At 69.4% G+C, this 15,127-nt stretch carries 17 protein-coding genes and 1 pseudogene; 4 read left to right on the top strand and 14 right to left on the bottom strand.

Annotation, left to right across the window (positions count from 1 at the left end; genetic code table 11):
- The 12 genes and pseudogenes from recA to BGN98_RS02985 form a co-directional block, all read right to left on the bottom strand.
- Window positions 1–998: recombinase RecA (gene recA / locus BGN98_RS02930; RefSeq protein WP_288119466.1), on the bottom strand; the 998-nt coding region annotated here is incomplete at its 3' end.
- 266 nt (window positions 999–1,264) lie between these two features.
- Complete coding sequence (locus BGN98_RS02935; RefSeq protein ID WP_036282560.1) at window positions 1,265–1,489, bottom strand: DUF3046 domain-containing protein; 225 nt, start codon at window positions 1,487–1,489, stop codon at window positions 1,265–1,267.
- A gap of 1 nt (window position 1,490) precedes the next feature.
- Window positions 1,491–1,811: a helix-turn-helix domain-containing protein gene (locus BGN98_RS02940; RefSeq protein WP_005048854.1), complete on the bottom strand. Its 321-nt coding sequence runs from the start codon at window positions 1,809–1,811 to the stop codon at window positions 1,491–1,493.
- Window positions 1,812–1,979: 168 nt separating this feature from the next.
- Window positions 1,980–2,552: a CinA family protein gene (locus BGN98_RS02945; RefSeq protein WP_061682129.1), complete on the bottom strand. Its 573-nt coding sequence runs from the start codon at window positions 2,550–2,552 to the stop codon at window positions 1,980–1,982.
- Window positions 2,549–3,139: a CDP-diacylglycerol--glycerol-3-phosphate 3-phosphatidyltransferase gene (gene pgsA, locus BGN98_RS02950; protein ID WP_288119469.1), complete on the bottom strand. Its 591-nt coding sequence runs from the start codon at window positions 3,137–3,139 to the stop codon at window positions 2,549–2,551. The genes BGN98_RS02945 and pgsA overlap by 4 nt, the downstream gene beginning before the upstream one ends.
- Before the next feature lie 49 nt (window positions 3,140–3,188).
- A complete protein-coding gene (locus BGN98_RS02955) occupies window positions 3,189–5,873 on the bottom strand; it encodes an FtsK/SpoIIIE family DNA translocase (RefSeq protein ID WP_288119471.1) in 2,685 nt (894 codons plus the stop codon).
- Window positions 5,874–5,955: 82 nt separating this feature from the next.
- Window positions 5,956–6,450, bottom strand: coding sequence for a GNAT family N-acetyltransferase (locus BGN98_RS02960; RefSeq protein ID WP_036287245.1), 495 nt, complete (start codon window positions 6,448–6,450; stop codon window positions 5,956–5,958).
- Window positions 6,451–6,481: 31 nt separating this feature from the next.
- The gene (locus BGN98_RS02965; protein ID WP_288119473.1) at window positions 6,482–8,158 is read right to left on the bottom strand and encodes a ribonuclease J; all 1,677 of its coding nucleotides are present in this window, start codon (window positions 8,156–8,158) and stop codon (window positions 6,482–6,484) included.
- A 47-nt stretch (window positions 8,159–8,205) separates the two neighbouring features.
- Window positions 8,206–9,183 (bottom strand): 4-hydroxy-tetrahydrodipicolinate synthase, encoded by a 978-nt coding sequence (gene dapA, locus BGN98_RS02970; protein ID WP_036320028.1) that lies wholly within the window; start codon window positions 9,181–9,183, stop codon window positions 8,206–8,208.
- 85 nt (window positions 9,184–9,268) lie between these two features.
- Window positions 9,269–10,001, bottom strand: a pseudogene (locus tag BGN98_RS02975) (SDR family NAD(P)-dependent oxidoreductase).
- A gap of 55 nt (window positions 10,002–10,056) precedes the next feature.
- Window positions 10,057–10,554 (bottom strand): dihydrofolate reductase, encoded by a 498-nt coding sequence (locus BGN98_RS02980; RefSeq protein ID WP_005048835.1) that lies wholly within the window; start codon window positions 10,552–10,554, stop codon window positions 10,057–10,059.
- Entirely contained in the window at window positions 10,551–11,372 is an 822-nt protein-coding gene (locus tag BGN98_RS02985; protein ID WP_016463255.1) for a thymidylate synthase, read from the bottom strand. The genes BGN98_RS02980 and BGN98_RS02985 overlap by 4 nt, the downstream gene beginning before the upstream one ends.
- An 87-nt stretch (window positions 11,373–11,459) precedes the next feature.
- Here BGN98_RS02985 and BGN98_RS02990 point away from each other — a divergent pair, with 87 nt between their 5' ends.
- The 3 genes from BGN98_RS02990 to BGN98_RS03000 all read left to right on the top strand — a co-directional run bounded on the left by BGN98_RS02990 (window position 11,460) and on the right by BGN98_RS03000 (window position 13,346).
- Window positions 11,460–11,897 (top strand): TlpA family protein disulfide reductase, encoded by a 438-nt coding sequence (locus BGN98_RS02990; RefSeq protein ID WP_005048831.1) that lies wholly within the window; start codon window positions 11,460–11,462, stop codon window positions 11,895–11,897.
- Window positions 11,898–12,004: 107 nt separating this feature from the next.
- On the top strand, window positions 12,005–12,430 hold the full coding sequence (locus BGN98_RS02995; RefSeq protein ID WP_016463256.1) for an OsmC family peroxiredoxin: 426 nt from the start codon (window positions 12,005–12,007) through the stop codon (window positions 12,428–12,430).
- Window positions 12,423–13,346: a TIGR01777 family oxidoreductase gene (locus BGN98_RS03000; RefSeq protein ID WP_016463257.1), complete on the top strand. Its 924-nt coding sequence runs from the start codon at window positions 12,423–12,425 to the stop codon at window positions 13,344–13,346. The genes BGN98_RS02995 and BGN98_RS03000 overlap by 8 nt, the downstream gene beginning before the upstream one ends.
- On the opposite strand, the gene BGN98_RS03005 is transcribed toward BGN98_RS03000, so the two are convergent.
- Complete coding sequence (locus BGN98_RS03005) at window positions 13,347–13,796, bottom strand: FxsA family protein (RefSeq protein WP_016463258.1); 450 nt, start codon at window positions 13,794–13,796, stop codon at window positions 13,347–13,349.
- On the bottom strand, window positions 13,793–14,611 hold the full coding sequence (gene dapB / locus BGN98_RS03010) for a 4-hydroxy-tetrahydrodipicolinate reductase (protein WP_288119481.1): 819 nt from the start codon (window positions 14,609–14,611) through the stop codon (window positions 13,793–13,795). Before dapB ends, BGN98_RS03005 begins: the two co-directional genes overlap by 4 nt.
- A 44-nt stretch (window positions 14,612–14,655) precedes the next feature.
- On the opposite strand from dapB, the gene BGN98_RS03015 reads away from it, so the two are divergent.
- Complete coding sequence (locus tag BGN98_RS03015; protein WP_288119483.1) at window positions 14,656–15,126, top strand: GNAT family N-acetyltransferase; 471 nt, start codon at window positions 14,656–14,658, stop codon at window positions 15,124–15,126.
- Window position 15,127: the final 1 nt, after the last annotated feature.

The raw sequence follows: 15,127 nt of genomic DNA on the forward strand, positions 1-15,127 counted from the left end.
GGCTGACCGATTCCCAGCTTCTGCTTGATCTTGGTTTCGATCTCCGCCGCGATGTCGGGGTTCTTCAGCAGGAAGTTGCGGGCGTTCTCCTTGCCCTGACCGAGCTGCTCACCGTCGTAGGTGTACCAGGCGCCGGACTTCTTCACGAGGGCGTGCTCGACGCCGAAGTCGATGAGCGAGCCTTCGCGCGAGATGCCGGTGCCGTAGAGGATGTCGAACTCGGCCTGCTTGAACGGCGGCGCCATCTTGTTCTTGACGACCTTGACGCGCGTCCGGTTCCCGACCGCGTCGGTGCCGTCCTTCAGCGTCTCGATGCGACGGATGTCCAGACGCACCGAGGCGTAGAACTTCAACGCCTTTCCGCCGGCGGTGGTCTCGGGTGAGCCGAAGAACACGCCGATCTTCTCGCGCAGCTGGTTGATGAAGATCATGGTCGTGTTGGTCTGATTGAGACCACCGGTCAGCTTGCGCAGCGCCTGAGACATGAGGCGAGCCTGCAGGCCGACGTGGGAGTCGCCCATCTCGCCTTCGATCTCGGCCTTGGGGACGAGCGCAGCGACGGAGTCGATGACGACCAGATCGATCGCTCCCGAACGAACCAGCATGTCGGCGATCTCCAGCGCCTGCTCCCCCGTGTCGGGCTGCGACACGAGCAGCTGATCGATGTCGACACCGAGCTTCTGCGCATAGTCGGGGTCGAGCGCGTGTTCGGCGTCGATGAAGGCGGCGATGCCGCCGGCGCGCTGCACGTTGGCGATCGCGTGGAGCGTGAGCGTCGTCTTACCCGAGGATTCGGGACCGTAGATCTCGATGATGCGCCCGCGGGGAAGACCTCCCACGCCGAGAGCGACATCGAGGGCGATCGAACCGGTGGGGATGACTTCGACGGGGGCACGGTCGTCGCTGCCCAGTCGCATGACCGAGCCCTTTCCGAACTGCCGGTCGATCTGGGCGAGGGCCGACTCGAGGGCCTTCTCGCGGTCAGCGGGTGAGGGCATGACGTGCTCCTTGTGCTCTGCCGTGGACGGCGCTGCCGGCCTCGGGATTCCGTCGCCTGTAGGCTGTCACGCCCCCTCCCGGCGGGAAGGATGCTGCGACAAGGCGGAGGTGTCGTGATGACGGTGTCCACGTTAGAGACGGTCTCCGACATCGGTGGGCGACAGGCCTCGAATGTGGACAAACGTCCCGAGTCACCTCATGTGCAGGAGCCTACGCCCATCGAACAGAGTTTCGATCACGCGACACGCCGCGCGTCCGTCGCGGATCAGCGTCGGCGCGGCTCCATCAGGCCGACGCCGTGGCGCCGCGAAGCGGGGACGTCCGTCTCGTCGCACAGAGCAAACCAGATCTCGCGCGGCTCGACGCCGTCGGCGAGGGCTTCGGCGGCGGTCCGGTGACCCACACCGGGCAGAGCGAGGTCGGCGACCAACATCGCTGCGCGATTGCCGAACTCGTCCTCGACGGCTCGCGTGAACTCGCTGCGCCGCACGTCAGCGCAGCGACAGCTCGGGCTGGACGAGGCCGTCCTCGAGCCCGGCGAGATCGTCGGGAACCACGTCGGGGAAGACCTGCAGGCCCTCCAGCACCGACAGCCGGTCTCCGACCTCGCGCATGATGGTCGAGATCGGGACGTCCAGCGCCTCGGCGACCGCGGCGAGGATCTCGCTCGAGGCCTCCTTCTGACCGCGCTCGACCTCGCTGAGATATCCGAGGGCGACACTCGCACGGCCGGCGACCTGGCGGAGGGTACGACCCTTCTGCAGGCGGAAGTCGCGAAGCACTTCGCCGATCTCCTGACGAACCAGGATCATGTTCGGGCCCCCTCCTCTACTCGAGATTCCCACCGGGTATCGGTGCCCGGGTGGACAACAGTACCCCACGTGCTGGTCACGATAGCCCCCTCGTGCTGGGTAATGAATGGGAATCGCTGTCATGTAACAGCGTCGACACGAGCGGTATTCCCCGCGTCATCTGAGGGCTCAGAGCGCGTCCAGCACCAGCCGGACGGCGCGCGCCGCCGTCTCGGTGCGGATGGCGGCGCGGTCGCCGTCGATCAGCACGGACTCGACCCGTGAGCCCAGCGGAGTGGCGACGGCGATATGCACCGTGCCGACGGGCTGGCCGTCCGGTGACAGCGGGCCCGCGATGCCGGTCGTCGCCACGCCCACGTCGGCGGGCACGCCGTCACGTCCGAGCGCGCGGCGCACACCCTCCGCCATCTGGCTGGCGACCCGGGGATGCACCGGCCCGTGCGCGTCGAGCAGATGCTGCTCGACGCCCAGAAGGCTCGCCTTCACGTCCGTCGCGTAGGCGACGATCCCGCCGCGGAAGACGCGCGAGGCCCCCGATACCGAGACGATGGATGCGGCGAGCAGTCCCCCGGTCAACGATTCGGCCGCCGCAATGCTCCAGCCGAGGTCGGCGAGTCGGGCGACGAGGCGCTCCGGCTCGCTACTGCGACGACCCGCGGAGACCAGGGTGCTCTCGAGGTCGTCTCCCTCGGCATCCGGATGTTCGTCGTGCGCGCCCCCGCGCCGGGACGAGGCGCTCATCGACGCGTGCCCGTCACGGTGCCGCCGCGGGCGGCTCGGGCTCCACGGATTTCGGTGACCACGTAGTCGACGCCGCTCGCCGCCGTGAGGACCACCGCGATCCACATCGCCGCGGTGTTCACGACGTGGACCCACTCACCGACCACGTTCCACAGCGGCAGCAGCGCGAGGGAGAGCGCGACCGCCTGCGCGACGGTCTTCAGCTTGCCCATCCACGCCGCCGCGACCACGTGACTGCTCGCGACGATGAGGCGATGCACTGTGATGCCGACCTCGCGGACGAGAACAACGATCGTGACGGCCCAGGGGAGCTCGCCCAGGAGGGAGAGCCCGACGAAGGCACAGCCGGTCAGAGCCTTGTCTGCGATCGGGTCGAGGAGCTTGCCGAGGTCGGTGACGATCTCGTACGTGCGCGCCAGGTAGCCGTCGATGCCGTCCGTCGCGATCGCGACGATGAACAGCACACCTGCCCACCACCGCAGCGGGCCGTCGCCGCCCTGATCGGCCAGGAGCATCCAGAGGAAGACCGGCGCGCACAGGATGCGGACGATCGTGATCGCGTTGGGGAGCTGCCGGGGAATCGCCACGAGGCGAGCCTACTCGGGGCCGGTGGTCCGCACGGGCCCCGAGGCGAGCTCAGTCGCGGCCGGTGAGGCTCCACGCGTCTTCGGATCCGTCGTCGCCATCGACCACCGGAAGCCCGTCGAACTGGGCACCGACCGCATCCGGCCCGTACGGGTCGCTCACCGGCGCGGCCGGCGGGTCGTCGCCGCGCAGGCGCGCGAGCACCTCGGGCAGCTGATCCGGAGTGACGAGCACGTCGCGAGCCTTCGACCCCTCCGAGGGACCGACGATCTCTCGCGACTCCAGCAGATCCATGAGACGACCGGCCTTCGCGAAGCCGACGCGGAGCTTGCGCTGCAGCATCGAGGTCGAGCCGAACTGCGTCGAGATGATCTGCTCGGCCGCCGCCAGCAGCAACTCGAGGTCGTCACCGATGTCGGCGTCGATCTCCTTCTTCTCGGCGACCGCGGCGACATCGGCGCGGTACTCCGGCCGAGCCTGGTTCTTGACGTGCGTGACGACCTTCTCGATCTCGCTCTCCGCCACCCACGCGCCCTGCACGCGGATCGCCTTCGACGCCCCCATCGGCAGGAAGAGGCCGTCGCCCTGGCCGATGAGGCGGTCGGCACCGGGCTGGTCGAGGATGACGCGCGAATCGGTGACGCTCGTGACGGCGAACGCCAGGCGCGAGGGCACGTTCGCCTTGATCAGACCCGTGACCACGTCGACGGAGGGCCGCTGCGTCGCGAGCACGAGGTGGATGCCGCTGGCGCGGGCGAGCTGGGTGATCCGCACGATCGAGTCCTCGACGTCGCGCGGGGCGACCATCATGAGGTCGGCGAGCTCGTCCACGACCACGAGCAGATAGGGGTAAGGCTTGAGCACGCGCTCACTGCCGACGGGGAGGTTGATCTCCCCCGCGACCACCGCGCGGTTGAAGTCGTCGATGTGGCGGAAGCCGAACGACGCGAGGTCGTCGTACCGCATGTCCATCTCCTTCACGACCCACTGCAGCGCCTCCGCGGCCTTCTTCGGGTTCGTGATGATGGGCGTGATCAGGTGCGGGACGCCGGCATAGCTCGTGAGCTCGACGCGCTTGGGGTCGATGAGCACCATGCGCACCTCGGAGGGCTTGGCGCGCATCAGCAGGCTCGTGATCATCGAGTTCACGAAACTCGACTTGCCCGAGCCGGTGGAACCGGCCACGAGCAGGTGGGGCATCTTGGCCAGGTTCGCGACGACGTAGCCGCCGCCGACGTCCTTGCCGACGCCGATCGTCATCGGATGCGTCTGACTGGTCGCCGCCTGCGAGCGCAGCACGTCGCCCAGGGTGACGATCTCACGGTCGGTGTTGGGGATCTCGACACCGATGGCGCTCTTGCCGGGGATGGGCGCGAGGATGCGCACCTCGTTCGACGCCACGGCGTACGCGATGTTGTTGGTGAGCGCGGTGATGCGCTCGACCTTGACGCCGGGGCCGAGCGAGATCTCGTACTGGGTCACCGTCGGCCCGCGCGAGAAGCCCGTGACGCGCGCATCGACACCGAACTGCTCGAAGACGCCTCTGATGGCCGCGACCACGCGGTCGTTCGCCTCCGATCGCGCCTTCGGCGGGTCGCCTTGGGCCAGTGCGGCGACCGAGGGAAGCCGATAGGGCGCCTGCGGCGGCTGACCGTCGTGGTCGTCCCCCAGGGCGGAGATACCCGGGAGGATCCCGTCGTCGAGGATGATCTCGCCGCTGTCCTCGCGGATGCCGGTGTCGGCGCGACGCGCGGCCTTCTTGGCGTGGGCGATCACGGCCGGATCGATGATCTCGGTCGGCGCCTCCGGAAGCGGGGGGACCGGCGGAACAGCGGCCGGCATCGCGACGGCCTGCTCGAAGCCGCCGTCGCCGCTGGTGTCCAACAGCGCCGTCAGGTCGTCCGAGCCGAGGTGGCCGTCGACATCCTCCTCACGGCCGGACTTGTTGCGGCGCCACCACGGCAGGTCCTTCTCCGCGGCATCGTCCGTCTGGCCGAAGGCGACCGTGGGTGCGTCGGCCGCGGGCGCGTCGGGGCGCTCGGCGCCGAACATCCACGCGTACAGGTCTCCGAGACGGCGGCCGATGCGGTTGGGCGGGGTCTTGGTGAGGATGAGAATGCTCAGCAGTGTCAGCGCACCCAGGAGGATGTAGGCGCCGATCGGCGTGAGCAGCGACAGCGGCTCGCCGATGGTCCACCCGAACAGACCGCCCGCGGCGCTGAGCGCCGGCATGCCCTGCGACGGCTGCGGCCGACCGCCCGCAACATGGCAGAAGCCGGCGATCGAGAGCACGAACAGTCCGAAGCCGATGCCGATGCGCCCGTTGTCGTGGATGGACGGCGGGTGCCGGAACAGCCAACCCGCCAGCACCAGCAGGAGCACGGGCATGATGAAGGCGACGCGGCCGACGAACAGCCCCACGGTGTAGGCGCTGATCTGCGTCGCGGCGTCGTTGCCGATGAAGAACCATTCGTTGACGGCGCCGAGCGCGGCCAGCACGACGAGCAGGAACGGGAAGCCGTCGCGGCGCTGGTCCTTCTCGAGCGTCTCGAGGCCGAAAGCGCGGAACATGCCGCCGACGGCGTGCGCGACGCCGAGCCAGGCGCGGACGGCGAGCGGCGGGCGGTCGGTGTCGTCGACGTACTTCGTGGGAGCCGGCGCGGGCTTGCGGGCACGGGTCGATGAGCCCTTCGCGGACGCGCGGGCGTTCGTGGGCGTGCTCGTGGATCGTGCCATTACTCCACGGTAGGCGCAGGGACGCCCGGATCCGCGGATTGACGCGGCCCGAGACGTGCCCGGCATCCGCGGCGCCGCCGCGTCAGCGCAATCGCTTGACCATGGTGTCGCGACCGTGACCGGCCTGGGTGAGCGCGAAGCCCTCGCTGCGATAGAGCGTCTGGGCGTAGTTGCCCCGTTCCACCGACAGACTGATGCGGCCGTAGCCCTCGGCCCGCGCATGCTCGCACAGTCGCTGGAGCAGGGCGCGTCCGACGCCGTGCGCGCGCCAGAGCGGCCTCACACCGATGATGAGCTCCGGCACGCCCGTGCCGATGTACCCGAAGCCGGGGTCGCTGCGCGGCAGCATCCGATACCACGCCGCGCCGACCGGGCTGTCCTGCGCGTCGATCGCGACGAAGCCGGCGTCGCCGGGACGCATCCACCCCGAGATGTAGCGGTTGTGGTCAGGATGCGTCAGCACCTCGTGCCGCGGGCGCGCGCCCCCCTGCCGCCAGTTCGCCGCTTCGACGACCATGTCGCCCAGGAACGCCCCATCGGCCTGTGTCGCGGGGCGCACACGAAAGCTGACGGGCATGGAGCCGATCGTAGCGCTGCGCCGCGACCGCTCAGGCTTCGATGACGAGGGGGACGATCATCGGGCGACGACGCAGCCGCTGGTTCACCCACCGACCGATCGTGCGGCGCACGACCTGCGACAGCGCGTGGGTGTCGCGGACGCCCGATTGAGCCGCCTCAGTGAGGGCCGCGGCGATCTTGGGCTTGACGTCGTCGAACACCTTGTCGTCCTCCGCGAAACCACGCGCGTGGATCTCGGGGCCGGTGATGATCCGCCCCGTCGCGGCATCGACGACGACGATCACCGAGATGAAGCCCTCCTCGCCGAGGATCCGGCGATCCTTGAGGTCGGCGTCGGTGATCTCACCCACGGTCGATCCGTCGACGTAGACGAAGCCGAGATCGAGCTGGCCGACGACGCGGGCGACGCCGTCCTTGAGGTCGACGACGGTGCCGTTCTCGGCGATGATCGTGTTCCCCGCGGGGATGCCGGTGTCCTGCGCGAGCTTCGCGTTCGCGATGAGGTGACGGTACTCGCCGTGCACCGGCATGACGTTGCGCGGCTGCAGGATGTTGTAGCAGTACAGCAGCTCGCCCGCCGCCGCGTGACCCGACACGTGCACCTTGGCGTTGCCCTTGTGCACGACGTTGGCACCGAGCTTGGTGAGGCCGTCGATCACGCGGTAGACCGCGTTCTCATTGCCCGGAATCAGGCTCGACGCGAGGATGACGGTGTCACCCCGACCGGGCTCGATCGCGTGGTCCAGGTTCGCCATGCGGCTGAGCACGGCCATCGGCTCGCCCTGCGACCCGGTCGACATGTAGACGATCTTGTCGTCGGGAAGATCCTGCGCCTTCTTGTAGTCGATCAGCACGCCGTCGGGAACGCGCAGATAGCCGAGATCCTCGGCGATCGTCATGTTGCGCACCATCGAGCGCCCGAGGAACGCGAGACGGCGCCCGTTCGCCGCGGCCGCGTCGATGACCTGCTGGACGCGGTGCACGTGGCTGGAGAAGCTCGCCACGATGACGCGCCGGGGAGCCTTGGCGATCACCTGGTCCAGCACCGGACCGATGTCGCGCTCGAGGGGGGTGAAGCCGGGCACGTCGGCGTTCGTGGAGTCGACCAGGAAGAGATCCACGCCGTCCTCGCCGAGGCTCGCGAACGCGCGGAGGTCCGTGAGGCGGCCGTCCAGGGGCAGCTGGTCCATCTTGAAGTCGCCGGTGGCCAGCACCGTACCGGCGTCGGTGTGGATCGCGACAGCGAGTGCGTCGGGGATCGAGTGGTTGACGGCGACGAACTCGAGGTCGAACGGACCGACCTGCTCCTCCTGCCCCTCCTGCACGGTCAGCGTGTAGGCCTTGATGCGGTGTTCCTTGAGCTTCGCTTCGACGAGCGCGAGGGTGAGCTTCGAGCCGATGAGGGGAATGTCGCTCTTCAACCGCAGCAGGTAGGGCACCGCGCCGATGTGGTCCTCGTGGCCGTGCGTGAGCACGACGCCCACGACGTCGTCGAGCCGGTCCTTGATCGGCTCGAAGTCGGGGAGGATGAGGTCGACACCGGGCTGGTGCTCCTCGGGGAAGAGCACACCGCAGTCGACGACGAGGAGCTTGCCCTCGTATTCGAAGACCGTCATGTTGCGACCGATCTCGCCCAGCCCGCCGAGCGGGATGACGCGAAGGGTCTGCGGGGCGAGCGCGGGGGGCTCGGAGAACGTCGTGGGCATCGTCTGCCTTTCGTGGATGCCGCGGCATCCACCGGTATCGCGGTCGCTCAGCGGGTGGTGCCGTGGACCTTGGGGAGCGCGCCGCCGGCGGCGGCGTTGCGGTCGGGTCGGAAGTTGGAGAAGTCGGCTCCGTCGACGCCCTTGACGAGTGCGAGCTCGTCCTCGATGAGGGCGGCCTCCCACTCTTCGGGGCCGACGAGCGGCAGGCGCACGCGCGGGCTGGAGATGCGGCCCAGGCCGTGCAGGATGTACTTCGCGCTCACCGTGCCGGGCACATGGGTCATGACGGCGCGGACGAGCGGTTCGAGCTGCTGGTGCGCGGCGGTGGCGGTGGCCAGGTCGCCGCGGTTGACGGCATCCACGATGACACGGTAGGGCGTCGCGGTGATGTTGGCGGTGACGCCGATGAGACCCGACGCGCCGATGGACAGGTGCGGCAGGACGTTCGCATCGTCGCCGGAAAAGTACATGAGATCGGTCTGGTTGAGCACCCGACTGACCTCGCTGAAGTCGCCCTTGGCGTCCTTCACGGCGAGGATGTTCGGGTGGTTGGCCAGCCGCAGGATGGTCTCGTACTTGATCGGCACGCCGGTGCGACCGGGGATGTCGTAGAGGATGACCGGGAGGTCGGTCGCATCGGCGACGAGGCGGAAGTGCGTCAGGATGCCGGCCTGGGTCGGCTTGTTGTAGTACGGCGTGACGATCATGATGCCGTCGGCGCCGGCCTTCTCGCTGGCCTTGTAGAGCTCGATCGCGTGCGCGGTCTCGTTCGAACCGCCGCCGGTGATGATCTTCGCCCGGCCGCTGGAGACGGACTTTCCGACCTCGACGAGCTTCAGCTTCTCAGGATCGGTGAGGGTGCTCGTCTCGCCGGTGGTGCCGGTGACGACGATGCCGTCGGCTCCGGCGGTGATGACGTCGTCGATGTGCTTCTCGACGGCGGGCCAGTCGACTTCACCGTCGGCCGTCATCGGAGTGACGAGCGCGACGAGGACCTGTCCGAAGGGATTGCCCGAGTGCGTCATGTCTCCAGGCTACCGGCTCGCGGCGACCCCGTCGGAGCAGACCACGGGCGCGTCATCCCCGTCCGTCACCGTCCGGTGCGGGCCGTCACCGTCCGGTGCGGGCCAGACGGGCGGCCAGGGGGCTCGGCAGCAGACGCATCCCCGCCACGAGCAGCTTGTAGCGCACCGAGGCGCAGCCCTTCGCGGACGACGTCCGCGGCGTCGAGCCACATCACCGACGGAATACCCTCCCGCCCCGGCGGCAGCCCCAGGCGCTCGTGAAAATTCGTGTGCGTGAAGCCGGGGCAGAGCGCCGTCACGGTGACGCCGCGCGGTGCGTAGACCGCGTTGGCCCACCGGCTGAAGGAGATCACCCACGCCTTGACCGCGCCGTACGTTCCGCGGGGCATGAATCCGGCGACCGAGGCGACGTTGACGATGCGCCCGTGTCCCCGCTCGAGCATGGCGCCCAGCGCAGCGTGCGTCAGGTGCATCGTCGCCCGCACGTGCAGATCGAGATGACGCTGCTCGTCGGTGATGTCGCCCGCCGCGAAGTCGAGATCGAGTCCGAATCCGGCGTTGTTGACCAGGATGCCGATCGGCCGCTCGCGGTCGGCGACGCGAGCGACGACCGACGCGAGACCGTCATCGGCGACGAGATCCGCGGCCAGCACCTCGACCTGAACACGGTAGTCGGCACGCAGGCGCTCGGAGATGTCCCGGAGTGCGGCGCGGTCACGGGCGACCAGGACGAGGTCGGCTCCGCGGGCCGCAAGCTGACGGGCGAACTCCGCGCCGAGGCCCGAGCTGGCACCCGTCACCAACGCTGTCCTGCTCATCGCGCGCTCCCTCTTGTCGTTGCGGCTGGTCGCTGCGGCTCGCTGTGCGAACCGATCAGGGTCGGATCAGCGTCAGGAACCGGTAGGGGATGCCTGTGCGCGAGACCGACCATCCGTCCGTCGGTTCCACCCGCGCCACGCTCCAGCCGTGCCGCTCGGGGGCGAACGTGTCACCGTCGACCTCGAGATCGAGCTCGGTGACCTCCAGCACATCGGCGCGCGCGATCACCTCCGCGAACAGCCCCGCTCCCCCGATGACCCAGGCTGATTCCTCGCCGTCAACGAGCTTCAGCGCCTGATCGAGCGAGACGGCCCGCTCCGCGCCGTCACCCCGCCAGGAGTCATTGCGCGTGACGACGATGTTCCGGCGACCCGGGAGGGGTCGGAACCGGGGCGGGAAGGACTCCCACGTCCGCCGCCCCATGATGACCGGATCCCCCATCGTCGCGGCGCGGAAATGCGCGAGGTCTTCCGGCACGTGCCACGGCATGCCGCCGTCCTTGCCGATGACGCCACCGCGCGCCTCGGCCCAGATCAGCCCGAGTCGGGTCATACCGCGACCGCGGCTCGGATCGTGGGGTGGTGCTGATAATCCTCAACGAGGATGTCCTCGTACGTGTAGTCGAAGATCGACTCGGGCGTCCGAGCGAACGCGAGGCGGGGATACGGATACGGCTCCCGCGTGAGCTGCTCGCGGACCTGCTCGAGGTGGTTGTCATAGATGTGGCAGTCGCCACCGGTCCACACGAAATCGCCGGGCTCGAGCCCGGTCTGCTGGGCGATCATCATCGTCAGCAACGAGTACGAAGCGATGTTGAACGGCACGCCGAGGAACATGTCCGCGCTGCGCTGATACAGCTGGCACGACAGCTTGCCGTCGGCGACATAGAACTGGAACAAGGCGTGGCAGGGAGCGAGCGCCATCTGCGGAATGTCGGCCGGATTCCACGCCGACACGATGAGGCGACGCGAGTCGGGGCTGGTGCGGATCTGATCGATGACCTGGGAGATCTGGTCGATCTGTCCGCCCGACGGCGTCGGCCACGAGCGCCACTGCACACCGTAGACCGGTCCGAGCTCGCCCTCGGCATCCGCCCATTCGTCCCAGATGCTCACACCGTGCTCCTGCAGCCACGAGACGTTCGACTCGCCGCGCAGGAACCAGAGCAGTTCGTAGGCGATCGATTTCATGTGCACGCGCTTGGTCGTGATCAACGGGAAGCCCTGCGACAGGTCGAAACGGATCTGGCGTCCGAACACGCTCGTCGTGCCGGTGCCGGTGCGATCGTCCTTGTGCACGCCGTCGGCGAGCACGTCGCGGAGGAGGTCTTCATACGGGGTGGGGATGGATGCCGCGCTCACGCCAGCCACCCTACCCTCGCCCGCCGACACCGGGACGGTTACGAACGGCCCGTCATCGGAGCCGGGTCCCGTCGGGAGGCGGTATCGTGGCAGACCGTGAACATCGTCGATGCCGTGCTCGTGCTGACCGCACTGCTCGCCGTGACCCTCGCCGTCGGACTCTTCCTGCGGTGGACGCAGAACCGTCCCCGCCGCGCCTCGACCGATGAAGTCGTGGAGCCGCGTCGGCTCGGAGCGGACGCCCTCGGTGAGCGCGCCACCCTGCTGCAGTTCAGCACCCAGATGTGCGCCCGCTGCCCCGGCGTGCACCGCGTGCTCGGATCGATCGCCGACACCCATGACGGCGTGATGCACCTGGACGTCGACCTCACCGACCGTCCCGACATCGCGAAGCACTTCCACGTGCTCCAGACGCCGACGACGTTGATCCTCGACCGCGACGGGGTCATCCAGACCCGCTTCGGAGGCACTCCCAGCCGCAGCGCGATCGAGCTGGAGCTCGGACGCGTCACCGGCGCCCCCGCCAGCGTCTGAGGGTTCGCTCCTGCCGCCAGCCCGACCGGTTCCGTGGGGGGACGGGCCCGTCTAGGCTCGGATGCACACCGCCGCCACGCGGCCCGCATCCGACACGAGGAGCACACATGAGCGTCACGAGCGAAGCGTCCACGAGCTGGAAGGGCTCCCTCACCGACGGATCCGGCGAGATCGCCCTGGAGAGTTCGAACCAGGGTCCGTTCGCCGTCAACTGGAAGGCCCGCAGCGAAGGCTCCTCATCGGTGACGACGCCGGAGGAGCTGCTCGCCGCGGCGCACTCCTCGTGCTTCAGCATGGCCCTCTCGCACGCGCTCGCCGGCAACGGAACGCCCCCGGAGAGCATCGAGACCACGGCATCCGTCACCTTCATCCCGGGCACCGGCATCACCGGCTCGCACTTGAACGTCAACGCGGTGGTCCCGGGACTGTCGGCCGAGGACTTCGCCCGCATCGCGGGCGAGGCGAAGACGGGCTGCCCCGTCTCGGCCGCCCTGGCCGGCATCGAGATCACGCTCGAGGCGACGCTTGCCTGAGAACGACCCATCGCGCGCCGAGGGGCGCGTCGTCGTCGCGGGAGCCTCCGGTCTCATCGGCCGCGCTCTCGTGGCGAGCCTGCGCGCCGACGGCATCGCCGTGACGCGCCTCGTGCGCCGCGCGAGCGCCGCGCCCGACGAGATCTCCTGGGATCCGGCCGCCCAGCCGCTGCCCGCGGCGGCACTCGAAGGTGCGCGGGCCGTCGTCGGGCTCAACGGCGCAACGCTCGGGCACTTTCCGTGGACGCGACGGTACAAGCACGATCTCGTGTGGTCGCGGATCGCTCCGACGCAGGCGCTCGCGGCAGCGGTGCGCGCGCTCGGCGAGGACGCCCCCCATTTCGTGTCCTCGTCAGCGGTCGGCTACTACCCGTCGGCGCCGGGGGCGAGTTTCACCGAGTCGTCTCCGCGCGGAGACACCTTCTTGGCGGACCTGTGCGGCGAGTGGGAGACGGCCGCGACCCGCGGCGCCGGGGATCGCGCCCGCGTATCGCTGCTGCGCACCGCGCCGGTCGTGCACGCCGACGGTGTTCTCAAGCCGCTTCTGCTGCTCACCAAGCTCGGCCTGTCGGGCCCGATCGGTCGCGGAACCCAGGTCTGGCCGCTGATCTCTCTCGACGACGAGGTCCGCGCGATCCGCCATGTCATCGACAACGGCCTCGCCGGCCCGGTCAACCTCGCAGGGCCCGAGCGCACGAGCGCCAACGATCTCGGGTTCGCTCTCGCGAGGCGGATGAATCGCCCCTACCTGCTGCGCGTACCGGAGTGGGCGCTGAAGCTGGTCCTCGGGCGCGACGCGGCAGAGGGACTGCTCACGTGCGACATGAATGTGGTCCCCGAGGCGCTCACGGCATCCGGCTTCGTCTTCTCGCATCCGACGGTCGAGGATGCCGTGGCCGCCGCGGTGCCGGCCTGATCAGCGCGTCGGCGGGTTCTTCTCGAGCGTGATCGCCCGTCGGATGGCTTCGCGGGCGCGGCGTCGATCGCCGGCGCCGTCGTAGGCCAGCCCCAGCCGGAACCAGGCGCGCCAATCGGTGGGGTGCGCCTCGACGTCGTGCCGGTAGTGCGGGAACACCGCATCGGCCTGCGCACGGTCGGGACGGCCGCTGACGCGGACATCCATCTCCTCGCTCGGGAGCGCGCCTTCGGCCTCCAGCCGCCTGGCGAGGCGCTCGGCGCTGCGCCCGAAAGCAAGCTCCCGCCAGAGCGCCCACCCCGCGATGACGGGCAGGACGATCAGCGCCACGCCCATGGCGACGCCGATGATCTGCCCCGAGATCAGCAACAGCCACGCGCGCTGCGCGACGAGAACGATGTAGAGGACGAGCAGCGCCGCCATGACGGCGACGCCCGCGCGGGCCTTCATGCCCCGGTGACGCGGGCGACTTGCCCGGGAACGGAGCCCTCGTCGACGACCTCGATGACCGGCGCTGCGGGGCGCGGCGCGCCGAGACCGAGATCGATGAGCGCGTCGAGGCCGATCGTCACCCCGCGCGCGTCCCGCGCCGCCGCAAGGGCGACGCGGATGCCGGGCGCGTACGCGCGGGCCGGCTCGATCGTGTCGTGGACGATGGTCAGCGACTCCCCCGGCCCCGACAGGATCGTCTCCTGCTTCGCGATGACGCCCGGCCGGCGCAACGAATGGATGGGAACACTCGCGACCTGCTGGCCGCGCGCCCGCTGATCGACATGCGGGGACTCGACCGGGCCGACCCCGGCGCGAGCGTCGGCGATGAGTTCGGCGGTGCGCACGGCCGTGCCACTCGGCGAGTCGACTTTCGTCTCGCGATGCGTCTCGACGATCTCGATCGAGGGGAACAGAGGTGCCGCCGCCGCCGCCAGTGCCGTCGCGACGACCGAGCCCAGGGAGAAGTTGGGAATGAAGACCGCGCCCGTACCCGCCGCCTCGACGAGGGGGCGCACCAGCGCGATCCGTTCGGTCGACCAGCCCGAGGTGCCGACGAGCACGTTCTTCCCGCGTTCGATCGCTGCGCGGACGACATCGATCGACACACCGGGCGTCGACGCATCGACGACGAGATCGGCCGCGTCGATCTCGGCGAGATCGCTCGCCGACCCGAGAACGGCCACCGTCTCGAAGTCGTCGAGCTCATCGATCACGCCGGCGATGATCGCACCGAGCTTGCCGGTGCCGCCCACGAGGGCCACTCTCGTCGTCATGGTTCCAGCCTAGGCCGTGCGGCCGACACGGTTACGCTCGAGGGATGGTGCTGCTCGACCCCCTCGCCGCCGACGACCCGCGCGCACATGCCCTGCTGGAGGAGTACTTCCAGATGCGTGCCGACGCGTTCCCTCAGGGGCAGGCGTACCGTCCCGTCTTCCCCGCGGCATCCGTCTTCACGCCGCCGGCCGGCGCCTTTCTCGTGCTCGTCGACGACGACGGGGCGGATGCCGGGTGCGGCGGCATCCGCAGGGTCGAGGACGGACCGGCGGGCGTGCGGTACGAGGTCAAGCATCTGTACCTGCAGCCACGCACCCGCGGTCGCGGCTGGGGTCGGCTTCTGCTGGACGCGCTCGAGGGGCGGGCCCGCGCGTTCGGCGCGGCAGAGCTCGTGCTCGACACCCACCACACGCTGGAGGCCGCCGGCGCGCTCTACGCGCGCTCGGGTTTCACCGCCATCGAGCCCTACAACGACAACCCGAACGCGACCCGCTGGTACGGCAAGGTGCTCTGAG

This window comes from Microbacterium sp. 69-7 (genome assembly GCF_001897985.1).
Classification (GTDB): domain Bacteria; phylum Actinomycetota; class Actinomycetes; order Actinomycetales; family Microbacteriaceae; genus Microbacterium; species Microbacterium laevaniformans.

Bases quoted from the DNA above. Each gene is read 5' to 3' on its own strand.
- BGN98_RS02940 (WP_005048854.1), bottom strand. From the start codon at position 1,811: ATGATCCTGGTTCGTCAGGAGATCGGCGAAGTGCTTCGCGACTTCCGC.
- BGN98_RS02945 (WP_061682129.1), bottom strand. From the start codon at position 2,552: ATGAGCGCCTCGTCCCGGCGCGGGGGCGCGCACGACGAACATCCGGAT.
- BGN98_RS02955 (WP_288119471.1), bottom strand. From the start codon at position 5,873: ATGGCACGATCCACGAGCACGCCCACGAACGCCCGCGCGTCCGCGAAG.
- BGN98_RS02960 (WP_036287245.1), bottom strand. From the start codon at position 6,450: ATGCCCGTCAGCTTTCGTGTGCGCCCCGCGACACAGGCCGATGGGGCG.
- BGN98_RS02965 (WP_288119473.1), bottom strand. From the start codon at position 8,158: ATGCCCACGACGTTCTCCGAGCCCCCCGCGCTCGCCCCGCAGACCCTT.
- dapA (WP_036320028.1), bottom strand. From the start codon at position 9,183: ATGACGCACTCGGGCAATCCCTTCGGACAGGTCCTCGTCGCGCTCGTC.
- BGN98_RS02980 (WP_005048835.1), bottom strand. From the start codon at position 10,554: ATGACCCGACTCGGGCTGATCTGGGCCGAGGCGCGCGGTGGCGTCATC.
- BGN98_RS02995 (WP_016463256.1), top strand. From the start codon at position 12,005: ATGAGCGTCACGAGCGAAGCGTCCACGAGCTGGAAGGGCTCCCTCACC.
- BGN98_RS03005 (WP_016463258.1), bottom strand. From the start codon at position 13,796: ATGAAGGCCCGCGCGGGCGTCGCCGTCATGGCGGCGCTGCTCGTCCTC.
- dapB (WP_288119481.1), bottom strand. From the start codon at position 14,611: ATGACGACGAGAGTGGCCCTCGTGGGCGGCACCGGCAAGCTCGGTGCG.
- BGN98_RS03015 (WP_288119483.1), top strand. From the start codon at position 14,656: ATGGTGCTGCTCGACCCCCTCGCCGCCGACGACCCGCGCGCACATGCC.